The sequence below is a fragment of the Spirosoma panaciterrae DSM 21099 genome, assembly GCF_000374025.1.
Classification (GTDB): Bacteria; Bacteroidota; Bacteroidia; order Cytophagales; family Spirosomataceae; genus Spirosoma; species Spirosoma panaciterrae.
Window position 1 is genome coordinate 243967 of the sequence record NZ_KB893239.1, and the last position, 26877, is coordinate 270843.

Below are 26877 nucleotides of genomic sequence, written 5' to 3' on the forward strand. Positions count from 1 at the left end.
ACTCATTCACTCAATTCGACCAGCGCCTGTTCGTACTGCTCCCTGTTGGGTACGCCATGATGCCATTTCAGTTGATTTTCCATGTAGCTGACACCCTTCCCTTTTACTGTGTTGGCAATGATAACACTGGGTTTGCCCGGCTCGAAAGGCAACGCATCGAACGCATCGATCAATTGGGTAAAATCATGCCCATCGACTTCCCGAACGGCCCAGCCGAACGCTTCAAATTTTTTATCGAGGGGGTCGGTGCCGCACACCTCAGCGGTAGGAGCCGTGATCTGCAAACCGTTCTTATCGACAATGGCGCAAAGGTTATCGAGCTTATACTGAGCCGCTAAGAGGGCAGCCTCCCAGTTTGAACCTTCAGGCAGTTCACCATCTCCCAATAAAGTAAACACCCGAAATGGTTTCTCATCCAGTTTGGCCGATATAGCCGTACCGACGCTCAACGACAGGCCATGTCCCAGCGATCCCGTATTCTGTTCGATACCCGAAATTTTTTTGGTTGGGTGCCCGATGTAATGCGACTTGTAGCGGCAAAGCGTTTCCAGATCCGACTCCGGAAAGAACCCCTGATCGGCCAGCACCACATAGAGCGCTTCAACGGTGTGTCCTTTACTTTGAATGTATCGGTCCCGGTCGGGCGATTTGACGGTTTCGGGACTGATATTCAGAACGTTATTATAGAGTACATTCAGGATATCGATACACGATAAACTACCGCCTGTATGCCCCGCGTTGGCCCCCACAATGTATTTAAGAATATTCCGGCGGTACTGTACCGACTTATGCGCTAATTCGTTGACAGTCATAACTGGTTGCTTAGTCACGTATTTCTTACCATACTACCGATCTGTTGATACCGGATTACCTGAAAAGCTTAGGCGCCAATTCCGTTAGGTACAATCGCCAGTTCACCCACGTATGCCCACCGTCACTTTCCCGGTAGGTGTAGGGCAAACCGACCTGATCATATAAAGCGCGGAGTTTTGTGACACTCTCAAAGAGAAAGTCATCTTTCCCGCAGCCAATCCAGTAGAGTTTAGGTTTGGCCTGTTTCAGCGCATTGAGCTGTTTGATATGTTCCGCTCTGTTGTAGTTTCGAGCATTGGGTCCGTCGAAAAGGCCCATACTCATCACACCGATGTAGCTGAATGTACCTGGGTTGGCATTAGTAATCTGCTGCGTATGATACCCGCCCATCGACAGACCGGCAATGGCCCGGTGGGCCGGATCGGCCATCACCCGATAATTGGCTTCGACAAATGGGATAACATCCTTCATCAGACTTTCCTCAAATTTTCCGCTGGTCATCGCCTGCACTCCGTTGGTAGCTGGTTTCGCAAACGCAGGTCGCTCGCCCGGAGCCCCCGCCACACTGGGCACTCCATTCGTTATGACCACAATCATCGGTTCTGCCTTGCCAGCCGCGATCAGATTGTCCAGAATATAATTGGTCCGCCCCCGACTAACCCAGCCCTCTTCGTCGCCCCCGGCCCCATGAAACAGATACAGCACCGGATATTTTTTACCGCTTTTCTCATAACCCGGCGGGGTATAAATTTCCATCCGCCGATCCATGCCAATTGTGGGCGATGGATACCACACAGCCGACAATACACCGTGTGGAACTGACTGGACATCATACAATTGCGTTAATGGCCCCGGCAACATCAACCGACTTTCGATATATGAGCCATCGCGAGTGGCAATGGTATTGACAGGGTCAAGAATGGGGATTCCATCAACAATAAAGCGGTACTCATACATATCGGCCGGAAGCGGTCCCACTTTGGCTTCAAAAACGCTCGAATCCTTGGGTGTCATTTCGACCGTATTCCGTAAATCCTTCAGCCAGGTTCCGAACAAGCGTACCGACTTGGCACTGGGCGCTTTAATTCGAAAAATAACCGAGTTGTCGGGCAGGATTTCGGGCGACACTACAGGGTTGGGCCGTTGCTGCGCCCATGAGCTGCCCATCAGCCCGACGTATAACAGGAAAATAAGGGTAGGGATGGATTTCATGTTATGGTAATTAAGGGGGTAAAGTGGAGCCAATCAATGTTTATATACCTCCCAGCCCATGTAGTTGCGCATGGCTTCTTCCAGGATTCCGGCCGTTTTGGACGCATTCATCACCACATGGTGCTCAAAGCCATTCCGGCACACGTACTGCATCAGCCCCTGTAGGTTCTCGATCTGAGCCACGGCCCGGTTGCCGAACGTATTCAGCGGATCGTTGGTCAGAACCCCTTCGCCAATGTAGGCTTTCATCACACCTTTCGGATCATCGGTACTGATGCGTCCATACGTCAGAGGGTTGGCAGGAGTGCGGCCAGCCAGTGCCCCATAGGTATTTTCTTCGCATACTGTTGTACCCAGAATCGGTGCCGTACTGATTTCAATGTCGGGCAGGAACGACTTTGCCCAGTTGCCGCAATGGAACAGGACGCACTTATTTTCATCGTCGGCGTAGTTGTTGTTCCAATCGACCAGGGCACTGGGTGAACCCGATGCCAGTTGCATGGCGTACATGCTGAGTGTACCCGTAACATCGACCTCGCAGGCGCTGGGGAGCATGTTCTCGCTCATGATACTCATGCTGGTACAAACATTACAGCCGTAGTTTTGCTGGAGTGAGGTCCAGCACTGAATGGCCGTGGCATCCAGCGCATGTTCCTGCATGAATTCGTTCAGGACGACATCTAATTTGGCAATCTGAACCAGTTTATCGTCGGGTGTGCGGCCCGTAGGTGTATAGGCTTTAATGGCGTCGAGCCGGTCTTTGACGGATTGATCGGCGGCTGTCAGTTTATTGGCATTGCCCAGAATGTGCGACAGGTCGATGGTCACCACCGAAATTCCGTTGCGCTGGAGGATTTTCTCACTGTATCGAACCGTATTGAACGCTCCCGGACGTGCGCCCACAGCCCCAATCCGAACATTCCGAAGCCCTTTGACGACCCGGCAGACCGCCAGGAAATTTTTCAGATCGGCTTCAAAGCTCGGGTCGGATGGATGGACAACATGTTTGGTCGTGAGCGAGTAGTTGATGCCAAATTGGTAAAGATTATTACAAACCGAAATTTTTCCACACCATGCATCCCGCCGACGGGCTACATCCATCCGGTTCAGATCATCGGGATACGCCTGAATCAACACCGGCACATCCAGCCGAGCGAGCTTCAGGGTTTCAGCCACACCCTTTTCATCGCCAAAGTTGGGTAGTACGACCAGAACCCCCATCATATCATCGGCATGCTTGCGAAACAGCTCCGCACATTTCTGGGCTTCCTGAAACGTCTCGACTCCACCTAATTTGGTAGCTGATTCATCCAGCATAATAGGGTTTACACCGACTTTCTGAAAAACGTCCAGCAGATCGGAACGGCACTCGCCAACGAGTTTGTCGGGGAAAAAATCCCGGTTGCCAATGATGACACCTAAGGTTATGGGACTACCTGTTTTTACGCTCATGGTTAAAGTAGTGATTCGTTGGCCGCTACAGTCAATCGGTTCGGGAAACGATGACGTGTAGATCTCCGAACAAAACTAAAAGAAAACAATAAAAATAAAAAGAAAACAAACGAAATAAAATAAAGGAAGCCTTTCCCTTCAACCAGCGATAATCCTAATCTGCTTAACTAAAATAAGAGGCAAAATACAGTATATAAATCCTGTTACTTCACAGATAGATACAATAAAAGGGTTAAATAGCCATCACATACCCTATATAATTTAAATGAAGTGCAAAACTTTCGTTTATTTTCTAACTACCCTCGACACTTACCTTCTATTTCGAATAGTGTGCGATCTGTACAAACACATGCTTTCGTTTTTCTGTCTACTTTTCCGTTGTCCCACTTCCTTTTTTGCAACAGGCCACCTGAATCTGGTATCCTGGCGGTTTCGGCTGCTGGTTAGGCAATATCCTGCTACATCGGCGTACCGAACGAGGCACCTTTTTTCCACCTATGCCCCCTCTGTAATTGAGCCCAAACCAGGTGGTATGTAAGGGATGGCAGGCAAAGGCTCCGATGAGAATGATACCGTAACGGATGGAACCGCCCAGGGCGACAACTATGGAAACGTGGGCCAGATTACCGAAGGCCGAACCCTGGCTAAAGCCAGCTACGACGCTCCCATTCGTGAACCGGATGCCAATCCGGTGATGATCGGCGCCGAACTGGATTTGCAACCTTTCGGACGAGTCACCGTACTACGATCCATCCGGGTAGAATCGGCGGCACGCTTAACTGGGGGCGGTACTACAGACAACAACCCGAATGTTGCGCTCACCATCATGGGCAACAAGCTCATGGGTACCCTTGTATCGGCCTCCCCTACGGCACGCCCATTTGTCTCCTTTATCATCGACGATTTTCGTGGAAAAGGGACCTACAGCTTCCCTAAAAACGGGCCGAATCAAACCACAGCATCCGGCGCATCGGGCGAGGGCTACGCGCATGGCTACTATAAACCGTATAGTATAGAATGGGTGTCGGGCAATATCCTGCTAACCATTACCGAATACAATGGTGCCGAAAAGCCCATGCGCGGGACCTTAGCAGGCACATACTACAAAGAAGTAACCCCGATCGCTGTATCGGCCCGATTCCAGGGGGTTCCCTCACTCATTCCTTAACGGGCATGAGCCTACTCAGGTTAAGAGATTGATAAAGTAGCAGACAAATCGAGAGCCTCCTGAGCAGCAACAGCGTGAGATGCGTATTTTGAATTGCACCCGATTACGGGCAGTACAGAATACGCATTGCCCTTTGGATTGAAACCCTAAAACATACAGCCTATTCATCAGTAGATTACAAAGGAAATCAAAGCAGAGCTGGCGCTTGTCAACTACTTTACCGAAGGTAAAATGTACATATATTTACGAGTCAGCGGTCGGGCTGAAAAACGACTGTGTGATCACCCGATGATCAGCCGAGCAAATGGAATTAATCACGCTACAAAAACATGATAGCCAATGGGACGCGATTTTTAACGTGGAGCAACAGGAGCTTTCCAACGTTTTGGGCCATCACGTCGCTAAAATCCATCACGTAGGCAGTACAGCCGTACCAGACTTACTGGCCAAACCGATTATTGACATCGCTATTGAAGCCAACACATTTCCTCCCTCACAGGCCATCATTGACCAGCTTGCCACAATCGACTATGAATATAAGGGGGAAGCAGGTGTTCAGGGACGACACTGGTTTATAAAAGGGCATCCAAGAAAATTCAATCTTCACTATTGTTCGATACAGTCTGAGGTGGTGACGAATCAACTAAAACTGCGAGATAAACTAATCGCGAATGAATCGTTTCGAAGAGACTATGAACGCATAAAGCTCGAAAACCTGACAAATAAAGACATCGACAGTGCGGACTATGCGTTGGCTAAATCGGATATTATTCAAAAAATAATCAATTCTACTTCCTTACCGTGAACCTGAAACGAGTCCAATATGGGAAGTCTATTGATCAAGACAAATTGCACTGGCCTGACTCAGAAACCAGGTTAGTGCGCATTCTGAACACATCAACATTGCTCATATTCGTACGAGATTGTATTTCAGACACACCATTCATCTAATCACTTGATCGGAATTTAGACCAGAGATCAACAGGTAATAGCCGTTGAATTACCTTTAGGCTTTTGTAATCTCTTTCTATAAACACTCCTGTGAAGGCTGCTCCCCTTACCCTACTAGATACCGACGAACTAATCCGAACGGTGACGACCAACTATGCTAATTTCCCGATAGCCGAAGTGAATGACCATGTTGTCAGGCTGAGTGTGATGACCGAACCTTATTTCTGGCATCACCATCCCAACTCCGATGAGACGTTTATGACCGTGGAAGGCATTTTGGTAATTGAACTGGAAACCGAAACGATTGAATTAGTCCCAGGTCAGCTCTTTACAATTCCTAAAAATATTGCTCACCGAACCCGACCCAAAGGTGAACGTTCGGTCAACATCACCTTCGAATATGGCCAGATTGAAACGATACGGATTGATCGGTAAGCCTTAAAACTGTTTAAACTTTTGTTTCAATGGCTTTTTGTCATGGCGACGCAGGAGCCATCTTCGAATACAAAAAAACATCGCCTTCCGAAGATGGCTCCTGCGTCGCCATGACAAAAACCTTCTCATAGCTTAAATTCGGGGAATTTAACCAGCTTCGTTAAGTCTGACGCTTTTTACGAACTACTAGATAGTCGCATTTCAGATCATTTTTTCGGTTACAACAACCTGCGTTTCGGCTACGTATCCCGATCAACAGCGGCTGAACTTTGCCGTACAAAAAGCAAAGAACAGCATCATGAACGTATTCGTAACAGGCGCAACCGGATTCATCGGATCGGCCGTCGTAAAAGAATTAATGGCCGCCGGACATCAGGTAACGGGACTTGCCCGCTCGGAAGCAGCAGTTCAGAAACTTGTATCGCTCGGCGTAACACCCCACCTCGGCGACTTAACCGATCTGGATAGCCTGAAAGCCGGAGCCACAGCCGCAGATGGCGTCATTCATTTAGGGTTTATCCACGATTTTACGCGCTTTGCAGAAGTGTGCGCCATTGACAGAACCGTTATCGAGACGATGGGACAGACCCTACTGGGCACCGAAAAGCCGTTTGTGGTCACCTCCGGCACTGCCGTAATCAATGGTAACCAACTGCTGACCGAAGAGATGCGTTTGCAGGGACCTACGCACAATCCGCGTACAGCTACTGAACTAGCGGTGGATGCAGTAGCGGCTTTGGGTGTTCGGGTATCGGTGGTACGGCTATCGCCCTCGGTGCATGGCGACGGCGATGCGTATGGCTTCGTACCCATTTTGATTAACCTGGCCCGCGAAAACGGTAAAGTAGCTGTAATCAATGGAGGGACCAACGTGTGGCCAGGTGTACACCGACTGGATGCCGCCCGGCTCTATCGGCTGGCGCTGGAAAAAACAGCCCCCAGCGGCACCCGTTACCATGCCGTGGCCGATCAGGGGGTATCGACGCGCCAGATCGCAGAAGCCATTGCGGCAAAACTCAACTTGCCTGTGGTGTCATTAACGACTGAAGAAGCTCCGGCCTATTTCAACTGGTTCCAGCATTTTGCGTCGTTCAATAATCCGTCGTCCAGTGCCATCACGCAGGCCATGCTGGACTGGCATCCCACCCATCCGAGCCTGATGGAAGATTTGCAGGGCGACGTGTATTTCCCGGCGCAGTAGTACTGCATTTTCTGTCATCCCGACGAAGGAGGGATGACAGAAAACTCAATGATTATTGCCCAGATAACCTCAGCTTTATCTATAATTCACAGTACCTTTAAACTATGAACAGCACAGGGCCTCACCGGATCAAGACCATTGCCGAGTTTCACCAATTGCGGGATCTGCCGAAACCGAAGCATCCGCTCATCAGCGTGGTTCACTTTGACGTGTTCAAAAAACGACAGGGCAAAGGCACTGAACACCTGCTGTTCGACTTTTATGCTATCTCGCTGAAGCGGGGCATGAACCATACCTACAAATACGGTCAGCAAACGTATCAGTACGATTTCAACGATGGCGTGATGTTCTTCATGGCTCCGAATCAGGTGTTCAGCGTTCAGTTTGACGAAGAAACGCGCGGACCGTCTGGCTGGATGTTGCTGATCCATCCTGATTTCCTGTGGAATACCTCCCTGGCGTCGGGCATAAAGAAGTACGCCTTTTTCGACTACACGGTGAACGAAGCGCTGTTCCTATCAGAAGTTGAAGAGCAGAAAATGAACCAGATCATCCGCATCATCGACGACGAATACCAGGACCGGATCGATGCCTTTAGCCAGGCCATTATTGTATCGCAACTGGAAACGCTGCTGCATTATTCCGACCGTTTCTACCAGCGGCAGTTTATTACCCGCCAAAAAGTAAACCACGAGATTCTGGAGCGGCTGGAAAGCATCCTGAACGAGTACATCAACAGCGAAAAACTAATGCTTCAAGGGCTACCCTCGGTGCAATACATAGCCGAAAACCTGCATGTGTCGCCCGGCTATCTGCGTAGTCTGCTGAAACAACTTACCGGCCAGTCGACCCAACAGCTGATCCACGAAAAACTTATCGAAAAAGCTAAGGAAAAGCTCTCTACTACCCAACTATCGGTATCAGAAATCGCCTACGAACTGGGTTTCGAGCAGCCGCAATCCTTCAGCCGCTTATTCAAAAGTAAGACCCACCAAAGTCCCCTAGCCTTCCGGGAACAGTTTAACTAAGGTTTCCCAAACGCATTACTCCCTTACCCGCACGGAGACCAATAGACATTTAATTGACATTGGCACGGAGTACACTCTCTGCCCGAGGAGATCAAATTCACCTTTACACTTTTGACTACAGCAAAAGTCGCTTTGGCTACGTCGGTGTCTGGCTGCGTGCAGACCTTTGTCGCATCAACTAATACAGCTGACAATGGACTTAGCAAACAGCACTATTCTCATAACGGGAGGCACCAGCGGAATCGGCCTGGAGCTGGTAAAACAACTGACCGACCAGGGCGCAACGCTCATCGTCACGGGCCGGAATCCCGACGCGTTAAACCGAACAAAGACTCAATTTCCCAACGTACACACGTTTCAGAGTGATGTGAGTAATCCTCGCGATATTGAACAGTTATACCAGGAAGTTACCAGTCAATTTCCGGCCCTTAACATCATTATTAATAATGCCGGAGCCATGCGGTTGATCGACCTGCGCGACCATTCGATGAGTTTGGAAACTGTCACTCGCGAGATCGACACCAACCTGTCGGGAACGATCCAGATGGTACATCAATTTCTCCCTCATTTGCTGAAACAACCGTCGGCTGCCATCGTCAATGTGTCGTCGGGGATTGCGTTTATGGCCTATTCCTCTGCCCCCGTGTACAGCGCGACCAAAGCGGGGGTTCGTGCGTATACCCAGGCCCTACGATTGCAATTGGAAGACACGCATGTAAAGGTCTTTGAAATGATTCCGCCGGGGGTGAACACCAACCTGCAAAACGACTGGGCGGTACAGCCCAATCCGGCCATGATGATGGAGGTCGATAAAATGGTAAACGTGGTGGTGAAAGCGCTTAAAAACGATACCTTAGAGATCAAGCCGTTTTTGATTCATATCATCAAGGCAATGAGTCGGATCACCCCCGGCCTGATGCTCAAATTCGGCCACCGGGAATTTCAAAAATTCAGACAAACAACCCACTAAGCATCATGGCAAAAAATATCATTTCCTTAGTATTGCTGATCGTATCGGTAGGTCTGGCATTCAAACACGGCTGGGATACGTTCAATTTCCGGAATCACCCCGAATCGATGAAGATGATGAATGAGCTGGGCATCAGCGAATCGGTGGTTCCGTTCTTCGGAGGCTTAACGATTCTGATCGGGGTATTGCTGCTCATTCCCCAAACGTTTTTCCTGGGCAATGTACTGAATGCCATATCGATCGTCATCATTATGGCATTGGCGATACGAGCTGGCCATATCAATATGGCCCTGATGGAAATTCCGTTTCTGATCATGCCGTTGGTCATGATCTGGCTGCGCTACCCGTTCGTCAAAAACGTCTGATAGGCTATGACACCACTAAAAGTAAAAACCATAACCGAAGCGCATCGGATTTTGGGCCTACCCGCTCCCGAACATCCACACATCAGCCTGTTGAACTACGCCGATCTGAAGATGCCCGACTTCACGGGCGAGTTGAGTGCGCTGTTTGATTTCTATTACATTTCTCTGAAAAAAGGCTTCACGAACAAGCTGTTTTACGGGCAGCAAACCTACGATTTTGACGAAGGTATGCTCTACTTTGTAGCCCCCAACCAGCTTTTGCGCGGAGCCGGACCTGAACCAGACGACGACCTTTCGGGCTGGGTGCTGCTCATTCACCCCGACTTTTTGTGGGGCACTTCGCTAGCGAAGACGATCAGGAACTATGATTTTTTTAGCTACTCCGTCCATGAAGCGCTGTTCCTGTCCGACAAGGAGAAAGCCATTGTGAATGGCATTGTCGAAAACATTCAGACGGAGTATCGGAACAACATCGACACCTTCAGTCAGAACATCATCATTTCGCATCTGGAAACCTTGCTCAACTATGCCGAACGCTTTTATCAGCGGCAATTCCTGACCCGAAAAAAGTCGAACCACCAGGTACTCGACCGACTGGAGCACCTGATGAGTGCGTATTTCAACGATGAAGCGCTGTTCTCCAAGGGGTTGCCTACAGTGCAGTATATTTCTGACAACCTGAACATTTCGCAAAGCTACCTGAGGAGTTTGCTGAAAACATTGACTGGACTGAGTACACAGCAGTATATTCATGAAAAGCTGATCGAAAAAGCGAAGGAGCAACTCTCCACCACCCAACTTTCGGTATCAGAAATTGCGTATCAGCTAGGCTTCGAGCACCCACAATCGTTTAGTAAGCTATTCAAAGACAAAACCAGCCAAACCCCGCTGGCATTTCGGGAGCGGTTTAATTGACCGGAAAACCATACTGGTTTTTTGAAGAAGAATGAACCCGAACTGCGGACGCAATTGAGCAATTAAACAGGCAGTCTGCAAATCGACTACAACGAACCGCATTTAGACTACAACCCCCGAAAACGCCCTGCTGACCTTTGTACCGTAGTTCATTATAGCAGAAATTAATCATGGTACAACAACAGGAAAATGCGGCCAATAGCGGCAATAGGGCAGAAAAAGTATGGTTCATCACGGGGTCGTCCCGTGGGTTTGGACGCGTATGGACCGAAGCGGCACTCCAACGGGGCGACAAGGTAGCAGCTACCGCCCGCAACGTCGAAAGTCTGACCGATCTGAAGTCAGCATACGGTGATCGCGTGCTCACCCTGGCGCTGGACGTGACCAATGCTGAACAGGTAAAATCGGCAGTTGAAGCAGCTCATGCTCATTTCGGACGGCTGGACATTGTTTTCAATAATGCCGGATACTCACTGATCGGAACCATTGAAGAAGCCTCTGCCGATACCATCCGGGCGTTGTACGAGACCAATGTGCTGGGCCCCGTTTCGGTTATTCAGGCCGCTCTGCCTTTGCTGCGTAAACAGGGAAAGGGGCATATTTTGGGTACATCCAGTTCGTTGGGGCATGTTACGTATCCGGTCATTGGGTATTACTGTTCGTCCAAATGGGCGTTTGAAGCGATTCACGAAAGTCTGGCAGCGGAGGTCAACCAATTTGGCATCAACGTCACCATTATTGAACCCGGAGCCTATGCTACCGAGTTTGGTAGTCAGGAGTCGTTGAAGTTCGCGGATAGTCTGCCGGTTTACGACGAGTTCAAAGCTGCTTTTTTTGGAAATCTACGGGCGTTGGAACGCGGTAATCCTGAAGCTACACCAGCAGCGATCTTTAGCGTGGTCGATGCGCCGAATCCGCCTTTGCGGCTTTTTCTGGGAAAACATACGTTACCAGAAGTTCGCAACGCGTATGCCCAACGCATGGCCACCTGGGAGGCCTGGGAGTTGGTTTCCAACGCGGCACAAGGGTAACCAGGTTAAATAGCTTTTCTGTCATCCCGAGGAACGAGGGGTCTTCGGTAACAGTTGTTTTTTCAGCCTCACCCGAAGATCCCTCGTTCCTCGGGATGACAGAAAAGCCCAATTGAACGCTTAACCAAGAACGTATGAAAAAGACCGAGACCGCCCCCATCCGATTCGAGTCGCTGTCCGAAGCGTCGAAAGCGACCGGGCTTCCGGCTCCCCTACATCCCCTGATTACGCTTTTCAACGGGGTCGATAAGCCGCTGGAAGGTTCTGCTCCTCTTCCCAGGCACGTGCTGAGCTTTTACAAAATATCGTTCAGGCCCTATCTGGGAGGTACCTTGCGGTATGGACAAACCCATTTCGATTACAACGAGGGCGGCTTATTCTTTGCAGCTCCGAATCAGCTTATTGGCAGTAGCGAGGATGAATCAAATAGCCAGGAGAAAAGCTGTACCAACCAGCAGATTTCGTTGCTGATCCATCCCGATTTTTTATTGAATTACCCGCTGGCCCAAAAGATCAGGCAGTACAACTATTTTTCGTACTCGGTTCAGGAAGCCCTTCACTTGTCGGATAAGGAAAAAGAGGTTATTCTGGCCCTATTCCGGAATCTGGAAGAGGAGTTGCATAACCGTATCGACGAGTTTAGCCAGGATGTTATCATCTCCCAGATTGAACTGCTGCTTAGCTATGCCCATCGCTTTTACAAACGGCAATTCGTGACCCGAAAGGCCGTCAACCATACGGTGTTGCAACATCTGGAAACAATACTGAACAACTATTTTGATGGCCCTCATTCACTGGACAAAGGGATTCCAACGGTTCAATACCTCGCCGACCGGCTTCACCTCTCCCCTAGCTACCTGAGCGATCTGCTGCGGTCCTTAACCGGCCTCAACACCCAGCAAATGATCCACGAAAAATTGATTGAAAAAGCAAAGGAGAAACTCTCAACGACCCATCTGTCCGTCAGCGAAATCGCTTACGAACTAGGCTTCGAGCATCCCCAATCGTTCAGCAAACTATTCAAGGAAAAGACCCAACAAACCCCGCTGGCATTCCGCGAGCGATTTAATTGATAGGCAAGACGGCTGATCACATTAAAACATCAGAATCCGATTATGACACATTTAGAGCTGATTAAGCAACTTGATAATAAGTCAAATCATGAGCGTCTTGATATTATTATCGCGACGCTTAATCATTTAAATGTAAAGTACGTTACACAAGAATATTCAACAGGTAAAAACTTGATTGTTGACCTGGGGGACAGGAGCCATCGAGTAGGAATATCCTCTCATTTTGACCGAGTAAAAAATTCCGCCGGAGCAAATGACAATGGTTCGGCTATCGCTGTTTGCATTGATATAATCCAGAAATTCAAAAACATTGATAATAATAATATTGGACTCAGGGTATTTTTCTTTGACGAAGAAGAAACAGGACTTAAAGGGTCAAAAGCTTACGTACAGCAATTCGGAGTCAAGGATTTATTAGGACTTAGTAACCTGGAACTTGTAGGGCTTGGAGATAAATATGCTTTATGGCCAGTTGGTAAATCTTCCCAAGGGAGAATCCTAAGCACATTTGAACGAGTTTCCGAAACGATGCATATCACAACTAAGCGATTTGATAGGATTGTTACCAACACAGCCGATCATATCTCTTTTCAAAAAGCAGGCTTAGAAGATTCTTTTACCGTTACGTGTATTTCAGATGAAGATATTGAAACAGCAATACATTATTACAAAGCACTCGAGTTTGAGGTAGACAGAGAACCGCTGGCCGAAATCATGTCGAATGCACTTATTTTTCAACACTATCATAAGCCAACGGATACATTCGAAAAACTAAACGAAAACTCGCTAATAACAACCTCCTCAATAGTCTGGAATACTATAGCTGCAATGGAGTGGTGAATAGTGACCGGAATTGCTCAGGCATCAATTACATTTTGATTAGAACCTCCGATTTTTAAACACCTATTGCCTTGCCCCGATCCCCAACCTGCTGGAATCGACGGGCTCGTCCGCGATTGTATCGTGGATGCCAAAGGTTCACGGAGGAAGAGCGTTGTGAAAACAGGCTGAAATTCCTCAAAAATTAATAACAGTTTTAACTTGCCATTTGCCACGCTCACCCATGAACGTATTCAACGACCTGACGGCTTACAATAAATACCTGAACCTCACCACTCCACTTCATCCATTGATGGATAGCCGGGTTTGCAAACAGGCTATTCCCAATTTCCCCACATCCAGCGACGAGATACAGGTCAATCTGTATAAAATCTCGTTGAAGAAACATTTTCCCGGCGACATTAAATACGGCAAGGCTAAATACAATACCGAAAACGGGCTGATGTTATTCAGCGAACCGGGGCAGGTGGTATCGTGGGATGCACTCACCTTCTGGGACGGATACGCCTTTGTGTTCCATCCCGACCTGATCAAAAAACACCCGATAGCCAGCAAAATCACGCAGTATACCTATTTCAGCTACGAAATCAACGATGCGCTGTTTATGACTGCCGAGGAGGAACAGACCATTACCTGGCTGTTCACCAAAATTCATTACGAACTGGTCGACAATAAACACAAAGCCAACGAGGATGTTATTCTGTCGCTTCTAAACGTCATTCTCACGTATGCCGAGCTGTATTATAAGCGGCAGTTTAGCGAAACAGACAATCCTCAAACTTCGGTTGTGTCAAAAGTCAAAACGGTGCTTCAACGTCACTACAACGATCTGTCAACGCCCGTACCGAATCTGCCCAGTGTTTCGTCCATTGCCGGGGAGCTGCATCTGTCGCCCAATTACCTTACCGACCTGATACGAGCCGAAACCGGGAAAAGTACCATTAGTATTATCCACAACTACATAATTGAGCAGGCCGAAATCCTGTTACTACAAACCGATCTGAATGTGAGTAACATAGCCTATCAGCTTGGGTTCGATAACGTTCCATACTTTTCAAAACTATTCAAAAAAACCAAAGGTATCTCGCCCACCGAAATCAGAAATCAGGGAAATGTATAAGCCTTTCCGGGCTTTGTATTAGTAGTCAGAAAAGGTCATAATTCAATTTTGTGCTTGCAACATGAACGAATTATGATTTTCACAACGAACAAAGTAAGCGACGCCTATTGGAAGGTTGTAATTAATAATCCGCCGATCAATTTATTCGATGCCGAGTTTTCCCGGCAATTAGCCGTTTTGATGGGTGAACTGGAGGCCAGTGAAGATCTGAAGGTTGTTGTGTTCGAAACAGCTAATCCCGACTTTTTTGTCGCTCACATCGAGCTGCTCCATGCCGCCGATTTCCCGAAAGGAGTTGGTAAAACTGGCCTCCCGGTAGCCTGGCCCGACATTGCCAAACGCCTAGAGCAGGCTCCGTTTGTTAGTATAGCTTCCATTCGGGGGCGGGCCAGAGCCATTGGCAGTGAGTTTGTCCAGGCTTTTGATCTTCGATTTGCCAGTAAAGAAAAAGCGGTTTTATCCCAGCCAGAGATTGGGATTGGCTCCTTTCCTGGCGGAGGTGGTTTAGAAAGGCTGCATCTACTGACAGGCAAAGCCCGAGCCCTGGAAATTATCCTCAGTGGTGATGATTATGACGCAGAAACTGCAGCATTGTATGGCTGGGTAAACCGGGCAATACCGGACGATGAGCTAGATAGCTTTGTAGATAACTTTGCCAAACGAATTGCCTCATTCGACAGGCAGGCTATCGGTTCGGTTAAAGCCATTATGAACCAGCGGGCTCCCCTTCCTCAAAACGAGCATATTCTGGACACTCAGCAACGATTCTTTACCGCCCTCGGCTGGAAAGAAAGCCAGGAACGGGTAAAAGCACTGTTTGGCAAGGGATTACAGCAATACAGCGATGTTGAACTAAATCTGGGCCGTTATCTATAAATTGACGATGAAAGCCATTCGTTTAAAAGCGCCAGGAGGCACGGATCAACTGGAGTACATAGAACTAGCAACTCCAACTATCGCAGTTGGCGAAGTACTCATCCGAGTGAAAGCGATTAGCGTAAACCCTATTGATGTGAAGACACGAGCAGGTCAGGGTTTATACGGGATGATCAAGATTCAGAACCCGCTCATTATTGGCTGGGATATTTCCGGAGAAGTGGTCGAAACACGGTCGGAAAGCTTTACCGTGGGCGATCAGGTATTTGGCATGATCAATTTCCCCGGTCATGGAAAGTCGTATGCAGAGTACGTCGCAGCACCGGCATCGCAGCTTGCCCTGAAACCCGCTACGGTTTCTCATGACGAAGCCGCAGCCGCTACGTTGACGGCATTAACAGTCTGGCAGGCGCTGGTCGAAAAAGCTCAGGTGAACGCTGGTCAAAACGTGCTTGTCCATGCCGCTGCCGGAGGAGTTGGGCATCTGGCCGTTCAGCTCGCCAAACACTTGGGCGCTCATGTCACGGGAACGTCATCAGGGGCCAATAAAGAGTTTATCCTGAGCCTTGGTGCCGATAAGCACATCGACTATCACCGTTACGATTGGACTAACTCGCTGAACGAATTCGATTTTGTACTCGATACTATTGGTGGCGACAACCTTGATCGGTCTGTAGACGTGGTAAGAAAAGGAGGTATGGTTATCAGTATATCGACTGGTATTAGCAATGAAACTGCCGAAAAGGCGAAGCAAAAAGGGGTTAATGCTTTCTTTATGCTGGTCCAGTCGAATGGCGATGATATGCAGCAAGTGGCTTCGCTATTGGAGAGTGGGGCACTACGTGTCCATGTTTTCAAGTCATTTCCTTTCTCAGAAATGGCTGCAGCTCATCATCAGGTCGAAAGTGGCCGAACGGTCGGCAAGGTTGTAGTGACAGTCTGACAATAAGCTCTATATGATTTAACCAAACCTCATTCGTGATTCAATCACGAATGAGGTTTAGACTTTTAAGGCCGCCAGACTTACATCAACAATATCGTCGAACATGCGTTTGTCCGTATCAAACTTAACCGTAACCCGCAATCCGTTTATAGCGTTAAAGATAAACCGGGCTAACGACTGGGCTGAATGACTGGTCGTAAAGAGACCCTGTTTCTGCCCTTTCTCGATGGCTTTTGCCACGGCACTTTCCGTATCGATCATAATAGCATGAACAATCGACGCGATTTCGGGATCGACAGGGGCCATCTCCACAGCCGAATTGACCATAAAACATCCTTTTGAACACGCGTCATTCAGAGCCTCATCTTTGACGGCCACAAAAACATCCCGGATATACTGCTCAACATCCCCGGCCGAATCCAGCCCATTGAGAACCGGATCGACGCGCTCTTGCCGATACCGTTTGAGCGCTTTTACAAACAGCGAATGCTTGTCGCCAAACGTATCGTACAGACTCGAACGACTAATGTTCAGCCCGTCCACCAAATCCTGTGCCGAGGTAGCGTTGTAGCCCTTTTCCCAAAACAAATTCATCGCTTTGTCGAGAATGAGAGCTTCGTCAAACAGTTTTGTCCTTGCCATAAAACCTTTGTGAAGAAAGGATCTTCTTCACAAAGGTAATAATACGGAACGAACGTTCCATTTAAAGATAAAAAAAATTACATTCTAAAGGGCTCATTCACAGAAGCAGCCCCATCGATCACGTATTCGCTGCCCGAAATAAAAGACGAGTCATCGGAAGCCAGGAAAACGGCCAGTTTAGCTACTTCTACAGGCAAGCCATAGCGCTTAAATGGCATTTTATTTTTGGTAAACGCAATCATATCCTCTGTAAAAGTCCCGTTCCCTTTATGGAAAATCTCGGTTTCGGTCATGGCTGGAGCAATGGTATTAACCCGGATTTTTCGGGGAGCCAGCTCGATGGCTGCCGTTCGGCTGTAAGCGGTGAGCGCGGCTTTACTGGCTGCGTATACCGCCGTTCCCATACCAACGACAAACGCGCTAACGGAAGTGACATTGATAACGGAAGCCCCTTCGGCCAGGATGGGAATAAACTTCTCTACGGTGAAAATGGCCCCTTTCAGGTTGATGTTGGCAATATAATCGAAACCTTTTTCGGTAATCTGCCCAACGGGTTCCATAAAATTAACTCCGGCGTTAACGACCAGCACATCGACCCGACCATAGCGTGCCTTTACGTTTTCGACCAGGGCTTCGGTATCGCTGATGCTTGCCGCGTCTGACAGAATACCAATGGCTTTTTGGCCTAGTTTTTCCACGGCCTCATCGATGGCCTTTTGATTTCGTCCGGTGATTACTACATCGGCTCCTTCTGCAATAAATTGTTGGGCGGTAGCAAACCCGATCCCCGAATTTCCGCCGGTAATCACGGCGATCTTATTACTCAGCTTACTCATTTTTCGTCAATTTTAATTCATTTGGAACAATCGTTCCGCAAACATAATCATAACGGAATGATTGTTCCAAATGAATTAAAAAAATAGACTGTCTAGATTTTCCTTAATCGAGTCATAATTAGATTTTGTCATCTCTCCTGCCGCACTGGCGGGCTGGTCAGGATGACAAAAAAAGCTATTAAAGCAAACGTTTAGATAGGTTCAAATTATGCTTCCATCCGGTAGGGTCTTGCTTAGGGGTGGGAATTTTAATTTTTTAATTATCTTTGCTACTAAGATATTTAGAAAATAAGATAATTGATGGATAATGACTCCGTAAAAACCACAAGAAAACTCAGCCAGCTTTACGCCTACACCTCTATTCAGATGCATGAAGCTGTGGCCCGCAAAGCCGGACTTTCGGGGACTGACCATAAATACCTGGGCTTCCTGATCGAAAAAGGGCAAATGACAGCGGGTGAACTGGCTACATTAACAGGCCTGACAACTGGGGCTGTTACAGGCTTAATCGACCGATTTGAAAAGAAGGGGTTAGTCAAACGACAATTTGCAGCCGACGACCGACGGAAGGTTTTTATTGTTCCCAACACGGAAACGATCATGGCCCTCCTCGAACCACTATACCGGGAATTCCGCAGCCAGTCGCAGCAACTTCTAGCTTCCTTTTCGGAGGAGGAGCGCGCCATCATTGACACCTACTTTACAAAAGCCATTGCCCTGATGAATGAAATGATTGAATTGTTGAATGATTGATTTGTCGACTGACAGAGTGAAACAAATGCAGTATTCCATTCAATCATTCAACAATTCAATCATTCAACAATTTAAACATTCAACAATTTAAACATTCGACCCTTACATGAACACATACACACTGGATTTTCAGGATATAGACAAAGCAAAGCTCAACGCTGTGGGTGGCAAAGGGGCTAATCTGGGAGAGTTGTCCCGGATTAAGGGCATAAACGTACCCGCAGGCTTTTGCGTGACGACGAAGGCTTATGAAGAACTGGTTGAGAATAACTCAACGGTTGATGCACTACTGGATCAGTTAGCTATTCTCCAGGCAGACAACCGGGAAGTGATTCGTGAAATCAGCGCCAAAATTCGGGCGGCTATTGAACGTATACCCATTTCGGAGAATATGGCCAAAGCGATTGCGGAGCATCTCAAAACGGTTGACGAACAGGCCGCTTATGCCGTGCGATCCAGCGCCACCGCCGAGGATTTACCCACCGCGTCGTTTGCCGGTCAACAGGATACCTATCTGAATAGTATCGGAGAAGAAGCTATCCTACGACATATCCATAAATGCTGGGCGTCGCTGTTCACCGAGCGAGCCGTAACCTACCGCATTCAGAATGGCTTCGATCATCGCAATGTCCGGCTGGCGGTGGTGGTTCAGAAGATGGTGTTTCCGCAGGCAGCGGGCATTCTGTTTACGGCCGATCCGGTTTCGGGTAATCGCAAGGTGGTGTCCATCGATGCCAGTTTCGGACTGGGTGAAGCGCTGGTGTCGGGTCTGGTCAATGCAGACACCTATAAAGTACGCAACGGCGAGATTATCGAGAAGAAAGTCTCTACCAAGAAGCTGGCTATTTATGCCGTAAATGAGGGTGGTACGACCGAACAGGCGATTGAACCGGAGCAACAGAACCTACAGGCGCTGACAGATGAGCAGATTTTGCAGCTTGAACATATTGGTCGGACCATTGAAGCCCATTTTGGGGAGCCGCAGGACATCGAATGGTGTCTGGCCAATAATACCGTCTACATTGTCCAGAGTCGGCCCATTACGACCCTGTTCCCCTTACCGGCAGTAGCCGATGAAGAGCCCCACGTGTATGTATCGGTGGGGCACCAGCAAATGATGACCGACGCTATGAAGCCGTTAGGCATAGCGATGTGGCAACTGACAGCAGGCCGCCCCATGCCTACAGCGGGCGGACGAATATTCGTGGATGTGGCCGCTGATCTGGCATCGCCCGCTAAACGACACATGCTTGTCAATGTGCTGGGCAAATCGGACCCGCTCATCCGGGATGCGTTTACCACCCTTCTTGACCGTGGCGATTTCATTAAGACCTTGCCGGATGCTGAACCGGAACCGACACCCGGTCAAAGCCCTCCAGGGCCACCCCCTGTCAACTACCAAACCCTGGCCGACTACGACCCGGTCATTGTGTCGGAACTGATCGGGCAAAGCCAAACAGCAATAGCCGAGTTAAAGCAAACCATCCAGTCGAAATCCGGTACGGACTTAATTGATTTTATTCAGGAAACGACCCATCACACCAAACGGGGAGCCGCGCATCCACAAAGCTTTGGCGTCATCATGACGGGTATGAATGCGGCCTCCTGGCTCAACGAACATCTGGAAAAGTGGTTGGGCGAAAAGGCCGTAGCCGACACGCTTACGCAATCGGTGCCCAACAACATCACATCCGAGATGGGGCTGGCCTTGCTGGATGTGGCCGATGTGGTACGTCCTTACCCGGAAATCATTGCGTTTTTACAACAGGTCCAAAACAGACCTTTTCTGGAAGAACTGAGCCAATTTGAGGGTGGTCAGGACGTTCGGGACGCTATTGAGACTTTTCTGACCCGATACGGGATGCGCTGCGCCGGAGAAATCGACATCACAAGAACCCGTTGGAGCGAAAATCCAGCGATGCTTATTCCCGTCATTCTCACTACTATTAAACACTTTGAAGCGGGCGAAAGTCGTCGGAAATTTGATCGCGGGCTACAGGAAGCGCTGACTAAAAAACAGGAGATTTTGAAGCGATTGAAGCAATTGCCGGATGGCGACGAAAAAGCCAACGAAACCACCCGGATGATCGACCTGCTTCGCAACCTTGCCGGATACCGCGAGTACCCCAAATACGACATTGTCAGTCGCTACTTCGTCTATAAACAGGCGTTATTGAACGAAGCCGAACGGCTGGTACAAGCGGGGGTACTTCATGAAAAAGAAGCCATTTATTACCTGACGTTCGACGAACTACGCGAGGTCATACGCACTCATGCGTTGGATGAGCAACTCATCAATCGTCGGAAAGACGAGTTCAAACGCTTTGAAAAACTAACGCCCCCACGGGTGATGACCTCCGACGGTGAAATCATTACGGGGCAATATAAACGGGAGAACCTGCCGCCTGACGCTATCATTGGGCTGCCGGTTTCGGCGGGTGTGATTGAAGGACGGGCGCGGGTTATTCTGAGCATGGACGAGGCTGATCTGGAAGAGGGCGATATTTTGGTCACCCCCTTCACCGACCCAAGCTGGACACCCTTGTTTGTGGCCATCAAAGGGCTGGTTACTGAAGTCGGTGGACTAATGACTCACGGTGCCGTTATCGCCCGCGAATATGGTTTGCCTGCCGTTGTGGGTATCGACAACGCCACGAAGCGGATCAAAGACGGGCAACGAATCCGGCTAAACGGCACTGATGGTTTTATTGAAATCCTGTGAGCCGGAGAGTACATGGATGTTTTTGTCCTCCCGACCGAGCCAGACATTTAACCAGTTACGCTCATTTAGCCTGTTTTTGCAGCTTCTTATCAAGAAATGCGTCTTTGTATCGGTATCGTCGGCTGGTAACGGCTGATGATACGATACAACTGATCGCTTCGTATGCTCATAATCCGTAAACCCTTTCTTTGCCTCCTTCTGCTCTTTTGGTCCTCAATCTGTATGGCTCAACAAACAGCCAGCACAAAAGCCGATGACCCAACCAGCCCTTATAACATACAGGATAGCGTACTGATTACAACCCCGGATGGAGCCACCGTATCGGCCATCGTTGTTCGAAAGAAAGACGTAACGCAGCCGTTGCCCGCTATTCTTCAGTTTACCATTTATGTGCGGGATAAAGGACGAGATCTAAAGTCGTTGAAAGAATCGGCCGACAGGGGCTATATAGGCGTTATCGCCTACTCACGCGGAAAACGGTTTAGCCCCAACGCCATCGATCCATACGAACACGAAGCCACAGATACCTATGCGGTGATCGACTGGGTTAGTAAACAGCCCTGGTGCAACGGGAGCGTTGGCATGTTTGGTGGCAGTTATAACGGATTCTCGCAGTGGGCGGCCTGCAAAAAACTACACCCTGCCCTTAAAACCATTGTTCCGTATGTAGCCAACCGCCCAGGTATGGGCTTACCGATGGAAAACAACGTGTTTGTAAACCCTAATTACGAATGGTCGTTCTACGTAGGCAACAACAAATACCTCGATACCCTTGTCGGCAATGACCGGAAGCGGTTCCGAAAAATGATGTTCGACTGGTGGCAAAGTGGCGTGGCTTACAACAGGATGGACAGTCTCGACGGAATGCCCAACCAATGGTTTCAACGCTGGATTAGTCATCCCGACTTCGACCAATACTGGCAGGCGATGGCACCCTATGAACGCGACTTTGCCCAGATCACCATTCCCATTCTGGCTTTTGACGGCTACTACAACGACTCCCAGAATTCGAGTCTGTATTACCTGCGGGAACTCCAGAAGTACAGCCCCCAAACGCCCTGGTATCTGGTTATGGGCCCATACGGACACTTCGGAACCCAGATTGGTGGCGAACGGGTGATTAATGGGTATTCAGTTGATTCGGTTGCGTTGTTCGACATCAAAAAAATAACCTATCAGTGGTTCGACTACATCCTGAAACAGGGCCCCAAGCCTGAAAGGCTGGCCGACAAAATCAATTACGAAGTGATGGGTGCGAACGAATGGCGAAGTGCGCCTTCGCTCGACAGGATGCACAATGGCTACTTAACCTTTTACCTGACCAACCAGAAAACAGGTTCCTTCTATTCGTTAGCCCCTAAAAAGCCATCAATAACAGGTTATTTGTCGCAAACGGTCGATTTTGCAGACCGACAAACCAGTAATAACAACTATTACCCCGACCCTATTTCGCGGAAAGAGATCGACACCAGCAATGGCTTTGTCTTCGTCAGCGAACCGTTGTCGGAGTCGATGCTTATCAATGGCTCCTTTCTGGCCCAACTGACTATCAGCATCAACAAAAAGGATGTAGACCTTGGCATCACCCTTTACGAACTAACCCCCACCGGCGATTATTTCCATCTATCGTATTACATTGGCCGGGCGAGCTATGCCAACGACATCACTAGACGAACCTTGCTGAAACCCAATGCCCAAACGACCATCGACGTATCAAACACGCACCTGGTCAGTAAACAACTGAGCAAAGGCAGTCGGCTGGTGGTGGCGATCAACGTCAATAAAAACCCCTTTTCGCAACTGAACTATGGCACCGGCAACGACGTAAGCACCGAGTCCATACGGGATGCCAAAGAGCCTCTACTCATAAACTGGTACACGAACAGCTACTTCCGCATACCTGTTTGGCAGTGAGATAACCCAACTCGTCCGCCACACAATCTCAAACCAGCACAAACAGCCTTAAAATTATCACAAAAAAATTTGCGTAGTCAAATAGCTACACGTATATTTGTAGCCAAATGACTACACAATGAACTTACGCCGTGACGTATTCCAGGCCCTAGCCGACCCGACCCGACGAGCCATCCTGCTGCTGGTCGCTTCACAGGCCATGACAGCCGGTGCCATAGCCGCCAACTTCGACACGGCCCGGCCAACCGTTTCCAAACACCTGCACATTCTTACCGAGTGCGAATTGCTCAGGCAGGAGCAGACTGGCCGGGAAATTTATTATCACATCAATGCCCAGAAAATGAAGGAAGTCGCTGATTTTATCGAGCCGTTCCGCCAGCTATGGGACGACCGATTCAACAAACTGGAAGCCATCATGAAGAACTATCAAGCCAACCCGTAGAACCACATGGAGCCAAAAACCAAAGTCCATGCCGAAAATGGCAAACAGGAACTAGTCATCACACGGGAGTTTGAGTTGCCGCTCGAACTATTATTCAAAGCGCATGTCGAACCCGACCTTGTGGAGCAATGGATGGGGACGAAGGTGCTGAAACTGGAACCTAAAAAACACGGTAGCTGGCAATTCGAAACCACTGACCCCAAAGGGAATAAACACGGTTTCAATGGGGTTTTTCACGAGTTTGTCACAAACCGGAAAATCACCCGAACCTTCGAAATGGAGAGCGCTCCCTTTGGCGCTCAGCTTGAGTTTCTGGAGTTCGAACGACTTACCGACCACACCAGCAAACTGACCATGCATGTCGTATACCGATCCGTCGGCATCAGAGATCAGGTGCTGCAACTACCCTTTGCCAAAGGGATCAACATGGCACATAATCGGTTGCAGGAGACCGTAAAAAACGCACTCTATCATGACAAAGCGCAATAAAATCATCTATTGGGTGGCTACGCTGTGGCTTGCCTTAGGCATGCTGTCGACCGGAATCGCTCAGTTAGCCAACGCAAAAGAGGGACAGGGTGGTGTCGACATGATTACCCATGAGGGCTATCCTGTATATCTGCTGACCCTGCTGGGCGTCTGTAAAATTCTGGGTGTTGTAGCCATCCTTGTTCCAAAGTTTCCCTTAGTAAAGGAGTGGGCCTATGCCGGTTTCTTCTTCATCATGTCGGGCGCCATATTCTCGCATATCGCATCGGACGATTCGATCAGCTCAGTAATACCGGCCCTGTTACTACTGGCCCTAACGGTGGTATCCTGGTACTTTCGTCCCGGCAATAGAAAACTAACTTTCGTAAATCAGACAGGCATATGAACAGTAAAAAACAACTTTTACCCGAACAGCAAAACGAGCTACTTAGCCTATTAAAAGCCCGTTTTGAGAAGAATATGAGTCGCCACAATGGACTCGACTGGGCGGCTGTACAGGCAAAGCTGGAAGCGAATCCCGCAAAACTCTGGTCGCTCCAGGAAATGGAAAGCACGGGTGGCGAACCCGATGTGGTCGGTCAGGATATGGGCACGGGCGAATACATTTTTTACGATTGCTCGGCCGAAAGCCCCAAAGGTCGCCGGAGTATTTGCTTTGATCGGGAAGCGCTGGACTCCCGAAAAGAGAACAAACCTGCCAATACTGCTCTGGATATGGCGGCTGAAATGGGGGTTGACCTACTGACGGAAGCGCAATACCGGCAGCTACAGACACTTGGGAAGTTTGACCTGAAAACATCGAGCTGGATTGTTACCCCTCCGGCCATCCGAAAACTGGGTGGGGCTCTCTTTTGCGACCGTCGCTACGATACAGTTTTTGTGTACCACAACGGGGCCGATTCCTATTACGGTGCCCGAGGCTTCCGAGGGGCACTTCGGGTTTAAGTCAAGATTAAATACAGAGGCACAGCGTTCACAGAGAAGATATATAAAACTCTGAGAATGCTGTGCCTCTGTATTTAATCCCAGCTAACTCCCAGCAATCGGGCTTCCGAAAATACCGACGGCCAGTTCAATCCAGACGAGTACCAGTACAAGCAATATAGCTCCCACCAGTGCAATTCGGTACTCGCGTTTGCGTACCGTTCGCAAAACCAGTTCACACATCAGGCCAGTACCAAGCAGCAGCGTACCCGCCACGATAAAATCGAAAAGGCTCCAGTTTACCTCATTCGTAACCTGCATGGCTATAAACGGAATCGATAATAGAATGGCTACGGCCAGCAAAATCCCGGTAAGTCTTGTGTTCTGAGTGATCATATCTGTTCTGTTTACATTGTGACAACAAAATTATCAAAGAACTTTGTATTACAAAGTATGTGAATGATTTTTTTTATTTTTTGGCATGAGTGATAAATGGCTCATTATAAACCGATGATTCAGCCTATTTATCAAATGCTAACTCTCTATAATCAACGGAGAAAATCATCTATTCAATGACCTACTTATCACTATAGACTTTGACTTTTGTACGATCCGCTTGTTATGAACGCTGCCCGATTCCCGTAAAACGGATTGAATCGAATCCGCTGGTGGAGGAAAATCGGAATCAGGTGGCCGTCAAGCGCGGCTCCATCGTGTACTGCCTGGAATTGGCCGATAATCTGATAACGAAACAGATAAACCCCCACTCGGGAACATGTTTACGCTTAAAATTGCTTGTCTTCGTATACAGCCGAAGCAATTGATGGAACATATACTGGACAATCCAGCCTGGAACGCCCTGGTATCGGGTAATAAACATTTAGGCAAGGGTACCGACAAAGTAAAGTACTTTATTCCCGACGTATCTCCGTTCGTTGCCCTGTACGAAAACACAGACCAAAGCCTCTATCTGCTCGATCAGGTTATCCCTTTTAACAGTCCGATTGGGATAATTTCGGCAGTGCCTTTGTCCATTCCTGATCCCTGGACGCTTTTACAACGGGTTGATGGGCTTCAAATGATTTACGAGGCCAAAGCCGGGCAGCCTTCAGGCGATCTGGCAATCAGACCCTTGACCGATGCAGACATTCCTGACATGCTCGCCCTGACCCAGTTAACCAGGCCCGGACCTTTTTCAACCCGAACCATCGAATTCGGGTACTATGAAGGCATTTTTGACCAGTCTCAGCTAGTTGCCATGACGGGTCAGCGGCTCAATCCGTTCAACTACACCGAAGTCAGTGCTGTTTGTACCCATCCTGATTATTTGGGGAAGGGGTTTGCCCGACAACTCATTACCAATCAGCTTCATCGAATCCAGAAAACAGGCGGGATACCCTTTCTGCATGTACGCTCCGATAACCAGCGGGCGATCCAGATTTATGAGGACATGGATTTTAAGGTCAGGACCGAAATTTATTTCTATTTTATTAGAGCTTGTTGGGGAATTGATAAGGACTGGTAGTCGAGTCAACTTTGTATCGACCAAGAAACAAAGTAATGACTAAGCAGTGGCAACCACTGACCGACTACCAGTGGGCAGCAATTTCGCCTTTTTTTAACCTTCAACGCAAGCGTAAACACCAATTACGTGCCGTCATGGATGCCATCTTCTGGATGTTACGCACCGGCTGTCAATGGCGAAACCTGCCGCCTAGCTTTCCGCACTGGCAAGCCGTATACTATTATTTTGACCAGTGGA

30 protein-coding genes are annotated in these 26877 nt (G+C 48.7%); 24 read left to right on the forward strand and 6 right to left on the reverse strand.

The genetic code is table 11. From position 1 onward, the window contains the following. Window positions 1–2: 2 nt before the first annotated feature. Genes B153_RS0131995 through B153_RS0132005 form a run of 3 tightly spaced genes read right to left on the reverse strand, consistent with a single transcriptional unit; the run spans window position 3 to window position 3477 of the window. Window positions 3–812, reverse strand: a complete 810-nt coding sequence (locus tag B153_RS0131995; protein WP_020600841.1) for a transketolase — start codon at window positions 810–812, stop codon at window positions 3–5. Window positions 813–867: 55 nt separating this feature from the next. Next, the gene (locus B153_RS0132000; protein ID WP_040762438.1) at window positions 868–2025 is read right to left on the reverse strand and encodes an esterase; all 1158 of its coding nucleotides are present in this window, start codon (window positions 2023–2025) and stop codon (window positions 868–870) included. Between the two features lie 33 nt (window positions 2026–2058). Further along, window positions 2059–3477 carry an L-fucose/L-arabinose isomerase family protein gene (locus B153_RS0132005; RefSeq protein WP_020600843.1) on the reverse strand — a complete coding sequence of 473 codons (1419 nt, stop codon included), beginning with the start codon at window positions 3475–3477 and terminating at the stop codon, window positions 2059–2061. 541 nt (window positions 3478–4018) lie between these two features. Between B153_RS0132005 and B153_RS0132010 the strand changes: the two genes are divergently transcribed. The 14 genes from B153_RS0132010 (at window position 4019) to B153_RS0132075 (ending at window position 16393) form a co-directional block, all read left to right on the forward strand. Next, window positions 4019–4645, forward strand: coding sequence for a hypothetical protein (locus B153_RS0132010; protein WP_020600844.1), 627 nt, complete (start codon window positions 4019–4021; stop codon window positions 4643–4645). Between the two features lie 304 nt (window positions 4646–4949). Further along, a complete protein-coding gene (locus tag B153_RS0132015) occupies window positions 4950–5450 on the forward strand; it encodes a GrpB family protein (protein ID WP_020600845.1) in 501 nt (166 codons plus the stop codon). Window positions 5451–5686: 236 nt separating this feature from the next. Further along, on the forward strand, window positions 5687–6031 hold the full coding sequence (locus B153_RS0132020; protein WP_020600846.1) for a cupin domain-containing protein: 345 nt from the start codon (window positions 5687–5689) through the stop codon (window positions 6029–6031). A 298-nt stretch (window positions 6032–6329) separates the two neighbouring features. Continuing rightward, entirely contained in the window at window positions 6330–7232 is a 903-nt protein-coding gene (locus B153_RS0132025) for an SDR family oxidoreductase (protein ID WP_020600847.1), read from the forward strand. A gap of 104 nt (window positions 7233–7336) precedes the next feature. After that, window positions 7337–8260, forward strand: a complete 924-nt coding sequence (locus B153_RS0132030) for a helix-turn-helix domain-containing protein (RefSeq protein WP_020600848.1) — start codon at window positions 7337–7339, stop codon at window positions 8258–8260. Window positions 8261–8453: 193 nt separating this feature from the next. Continuing rightward, window positions 8454–9230: an SDR family oxidoreductase gene (locus B153_RS0132035; RefSeq protein WP_020600849.1), complete on the forward strand. Its 777-nt coding sequence runs from the start codon at window positions 8454–8456 to the stop codon at window positions 9228–9230. A gap of 5 nt (window positions 9231–9235) precedes the next feature. Further along, a complete protein-coding gene (locus tag B153_RS0132040; RefSeq protein WP_020600850.1) occupies window positions 9236–9595 on the forward strand; it encodes a DoxX family protein in 360 nt (119 codons plus the stop codon). A 6-nt stretch (window positions 9596–9601) separates the two neighbouring features. After that, window positions 9602–10510 carry a helix-turn-helix domain-containing protein gene (locus B153_RS0132045; RefSeq protein ID WP_020600851.1) on the forward strand — a complete coding sequence of 303 codons (909 nt, stop codon included), beginning with the start codon at window positions 9602–9604 and terminating at the stop codon, window positions 10508–10510. 170 nt (window positions 10511–10680) lie between these two features. Next, a complete protein-coding gene (locus tag B153_RS0132050) occupies window positions 10681–11541 on the forward strand; it encodes an SDR family NAD(P)-dependent oxidoreductase (protein WP_020600852.1) in 861 nt (286 codons plus the stop codon). A 134-nt stretch (window positions 11542–11675) separates the two neighbouring features. After that, the gene (locus tag B153_RS0132055) at window positions 11676–12614 is read left to right on the forward strand and encodes a helix-turn-helix domain-containing protein (RefSeq protein WP_020600853.1); all 939 of its coding nucleotides are present in this window, start codon (window positions 11676–11678) and stop codon (window positions 12612–12614) included. 42 nt (window positions 12615–12656) lie between these two features. After that, window positions 12657–13454, forward strand: coding sequence for a M28 family metallopeptidase (locus B153_RS0132060; RefSeq protein WP_020600854.1), 798 nt, complete (start codon window positions 12657–12659; stop codon window positions 13452–13454). 223 nt (window positions 13455–13677) lie between these two features. Continuing rightward, complete coding sequence (locus B153_RS0132065) at window positions 13678–14574, forward strand: helix-turn-helix domain-containing protein (RefSeq protein WP_020600855.1); 897 nt, start codon at window positions 13678–13680, stop codon at window positions 14572–14574. Between the two features lie 72 nt (window positions 14575–14646). After that, entirely contained in the window at window positions 14647–15450 is an 804-nt protein-coding gene (locus B153_RS0132070; RefSeq protein WP_020600856.1) for an enoyl-CoA hydratase/isomerase family protein, read from the forward strand. Between the two features lie 7 nt (window positions 15451–15457). Beyond that, the gene (locus B153_RS0132075; RefSeq protein WP_020600857.1) at window positions 15458–16393 is read left to right on the forward strand and encodes an NADP-dependent oxidoreductase; all 936 of its coding nucleotides are present in this window, start codon (window positions 15458–15460) and stop codon (window positions 16391–16393) included. Between the two features lie 57 nt (window positions 16394–16450). On the opposite strand, the gene B153_RS0132080 is transcribed toward B153_RS0132075, so the two are convergent. Continuing rightward, window positions 16451–17035 (reverse strand): TetR/AcrR family transcriptional regulator, encoded by a 585-nt coding sequence (locus tag B153_RS0132080; RefSeq protein ID WP_020600858.1) that lies wholly within the window; start codon window positions 17033–17035, stop codon window positions 16451–16453. Window positions 17036–17112: 77 nt separating this feature from the next. Then, on the reverse strand, window positions 17113–17871 hold the full coding sequence (locus B153_RS0132085) for an SDR family NAD(P)-dependent oxidoreductase (protein ID WP_020600859.1): 759 nt from the start codon (window positions 17869–17871) through the stop codon (window positions 17113–17115). Window positions 17872–18171: 300 nt separating this feature from the next. Here B153_RS0132085 and B153_RS0132090 point away from each other — a divergent pair, with 300 nt between their 5' ends. The 7 genes from B153_RS0132090 (at window position 18172) to B153_RS0132120 (ending at window position 25136) form a co-directional block, all read left to right on the forward strand. Continuing rightward, entirely contained in the window at window positions 18172–18624 is a 453-nt protein-coding gene (locus tag B153_RS0132090) for a MarR family winged helix-turn-helix transcriptional regulator (RefSeq protein WP_020600860.1), read from the forward strand. Window positions 18625–18730: 106 nt separating this feature from the next. Further along, window positions 18731–21346 carry a phosphoenolpyruvate synthase gene (ppsA, locus tag B153_RS0132095; RefSeq protein ID WP_020600861.1) on the forward strand — a complete coding sequence of 872 codons (2616 nt, stop codon included), beginning with the start codon at window positions 18731–18733 and terminating at the stop codon, window positions 21344–21346. 222 nt (window positions 21347–21568) lie between these two features. Continuing rightward, window positions 21569–23260: a CocE/NonD family hydrolase gene (locus B153_RS0132100; protein WP_020600862.1), complete on the forward strand. Its 1692-nt coding sequence runs from the start codon at window positions 21569–21571 to the stop codon at window positions 23258–23260. A 118-nt stretch (window positions 23261–23378) separates the two neighbouring features. Further along, a complete protein-coding gene (locus B153_RS0132105; RefSeq protein ID WP_020600863.1) occupies window positions 23379–23702 on the forward strand; it encodes an ArsR/SmtB family transcription factor in 324 nt (107 codons plus the stop codon). A gap of 6 nt (window positions 23703–23708) precedes the next feature. After that, complete coding sequence (locus B153_RS0132110) at window positions 23709–24191, forward strand: SRPBCC domain-containing protein (RefSeq protein ID WP_020600864.1); 483 nt, start codon at window positions 23709–23711, stop codon at window positions 24189–24191. After that, a complete protein-coding gene (locus tag B153_RS0132115) occupies window positions 24175–24576 on the forward strand; it encodes a DoxX family protein (RefSeq protein WP_020600865.1) in 402 nt (133 codons plus the stop codon). The genes B153_RS0132110 and B153_RS0132115 overlap by 17 nt, the downstream gene beginning before the upstream one ends. Next, complete coding sequence (locus B153_RS0132120; protein ID WP_020600866.1) at window positions 24573–25136, forward strand: DUF4256 domain-containing protein; 564 nt, start codon at window positions 24573–24575, stop codon at window positions 25134–25136. The genes B153_RS0132115 and B153_RS0132120 overlap by 4 nt, the downstream gene beginning before the upstream one ends. An 84-nt stretch (window positions 25137–25220) precedes the next feature. Here the strand turns inward: B153_RS0132120 and B153_RS0132125 are convergent, their stop codons facing one another. Then, window positions 25221–25511, reverse strand: a complete 291-nt coding sequence (locus B153_RS0132125; protein WP_020600867.1) for a hypothetical protein — start codon at window positions 25509–25511, stop codon at window positions 25221–25223. Window positions 25512–25711: 200 nt separating this feature from the next. On the opposite strand from B153_RS0132125, the gene B153_RS38440 reads away from it, so the two are divergent. The 3 genes from B153_RS38440 to B153_RS0132140 all read left to right on the forward strand — a co-directional run. Continuing rightward, on the forward strand, window positions 25712–25939 hold the full coding sequence (locus B153_RS38440) for a hypothetical protein (RefSeq protein ID WP_020600868.1): 228 nt from the start codon (window positions 25712–25714) through the stop codon (window positions 25937–25939). Continuing rightward, window positions 25939–26640, forward strand: coding sequence for a GNAT family N-acetyltransferase (locus B153_RS0132135; RefSeq protein WP_020600869.1), 702 nt, complete (start codon window positions 25939–25941; stop codon window positions 26638–26640). The genes B153_RS38440 and B153_RS0132135 overlap by 1 nt, the downstream gene beginning before the upstream one ends. Before the next feature lie 35 nt (window positions 26641–26675). Then, on the forward strand, window positions 26676–26877 hold a 202-nt coding region (locus B153_RS0132140; protein ID WP_020598204.1), incomplete at its 3' end, for a transposase.

Excerpts from the sequence above, each read along its gene's own strand:
- B153_RS0132070 (WP_020600856.1), top strand. The coding sequence starts at position 14,647 with ATGATTTTCACAACGAACAAAGTAAGCGACGCCTATTGGAAGGTTGTA.
- B153_RS0132050 (WP_020600852.1), top strand. The coding sequence starts at position 10,681 with ATGGTACAACAACAGGAAAATGCGGCCAATAGCGGCAATAGGGCAGAA.
- B153_RS0132125 (WP_020600867.1), bottom strand. The coding sequence starts at position 25,511 with ATGATCACTCAGAACACAAGACTTACCGGGATTTTGCTGGCCGTAGCC.
- B153_RS0132030 (WP_020600848.1), top strand. The coding sequence starts at position 7,337 with ATGAACAGCACAGGGCCTCACCGGATCAAGACCATTGCCGAGTTTCAC.
- ppsA (WP_020600861.1), top strand. The coding sequence starts at position 18,731 with ATGAACACATACACACTGGATTTTCAGGATATAGACAAAGCAAAGCTC.
- B153_RS0132115 (WP_020600865.1), top strand. The coding sequence starts at position 24,175 with ATGACAAAGCGCAATAAAATCATCTATTGGGTGGCTACGCTGTGGCTT.
- B153_RS0131995 (WP_020600841.1), bottom strand. The coding sequence starts at position 812 with ATGACTGTCAACGAATTAGCGCATAAGTCGGTACAGTACCGCCGGAAT.
- B153_RS0132080 (WP_020600858.1), bottom strand. The coding sequence starts at position 17,035 with ATGGCAAGGACAAAACTGTTTGACGAAGCTCTCATTCTCGACAAAGCG.
- B153_RS0132085 (WP_020600859.1), bottom strand. The coding sequence starts at position 17,871 with ATGAGTAAGCTGAGTAATAAGATCGCCGTGATTACCGGCGGAAATTCG.
- B153_RS0132135 (WP_020600869.1), top strand. The coding sequence starts at position 25,939 with ATGGAACATATACTGGACAATCCAGCCTGGAACGCCCTGGTATCGGGT.
- B153_RS0132005 (WP_020600843.1), bottom strand. The coding sequence starts at position 3,477 with ATGAGCGTAAAAACAGGTAGTCCCATAACCTTAGGTGTCATCATTGGC.
- B153_RS0132000 (WP_040762438.1), bottom strand. The coding sequence starts at position 2,025 with ATGAAATCCATCCCTACCCTTATTTTCCTGTTATACGTCGGGCTGATG.
- B153_RS0132055 (WP_020600853.1), top strand. The coding sequence starts at position 11,676 with ATGAAAAAGACCGAGACCGCCCCCATCCGATTCGAGTCGCTGTCCGAA.
- B153_RS0132045 (WP_020600851.1), top strand. The coding sequence starts at position 9,602 with ATGACACCACTAAAAGTAAAAACCATAACCGAAGCGCATCGGATTTTG.
- B153_RS0132100 (WP_020600862.1), top strand. The coding sequence starts at position 21,569 with ATGGCTCAACAAACAGCCAGCACAAAAGCCGATGACCCAACCAGCCCT.
- B153_RS0132075 (WP_020600857.1), top strand. The coding sequence starts at position 15,458 with ATGAAAGCCATTCGTTTAAAAGCGCCAGGAGGCACGGATCAACTGGAG.
- B153_RS0132040 (WP_020600850.1), top strand. The coding sequence starts at position 9,236 with ATGGCAAAAAATATCATTTCCTTAGTATTGCTGATCGTATCGGTAGGT.
- B153_RS0132110 (WP_020600864.1), top strand. The coding sequence starts at position 23,709 with ATGGAGCCAAAAACCAAAGTCCATGCCGAAAATGGCAAACAGGAACTA.
- B153_RS0132120 (WP_020600866.1), top strand. The coding sequence starts at position 24,573 with ATGAACAGTAAAAAACAACTTTTACCCGAACAGCAAAACGAGCTACTT.
- B153_RS0132025 (WP_020600847.1), top strand. The coding sequence starts at position 6,330 with ATGAACGTATTCGTAACAGGCGCAACCGGATTCATCGGATCGGCCGTC.
- B153_RS0132090 (WP_020600860.1), top strand. The coding sequence starts at position 18,172 with ATGGATAATGACTCCGTAAAAACCACAAGAAAACTCAGCCAGCTTTAC.
- B153_RS0132065 (WP_020600855.1), top strand. The coding sequence starts at position 13,678 with ATGAACGTATTCAACGACCTGACGGCTTACAATAAATACCTGAACCTC.
- B153_RS0132010 (WP_020600844.1), top strand. The coding sequence starts at position 4,019 with ATGGCAGGCAAAGGCTCCGATGAGAATGATACCGTAACGGATGGAACC.
- B153_RS0132060 (WP_020600854.1), top strand. The coding sequence starts at position 12,657 with ATGACACATTTAGAGCTGATTAAGCAACTTGATAATAAGTCAAATCAT.
- B153_RS0132105 (WP_020600863.1), top strand. The coding sequence starts at position 23,379 with ATGAACTTACGCCGTGACGTATTCCAGGCCCTAGCCGACCCGACCCGA.
- B153_RS0132035 (WP_020600849.1), top strand. The coding sequence starts at position 8,454 with ATGGACTTAGCAAACAGCACTATTCTCATAACGGGAGGCACCAGCGGA.
- B153_RS0132015 (WP_020600845.1), top strand. The coding sequence starts at position 4,950 with ATGGAATTAATCACGCTACAAAAACATGATAGCCAATGGGACGCGATT.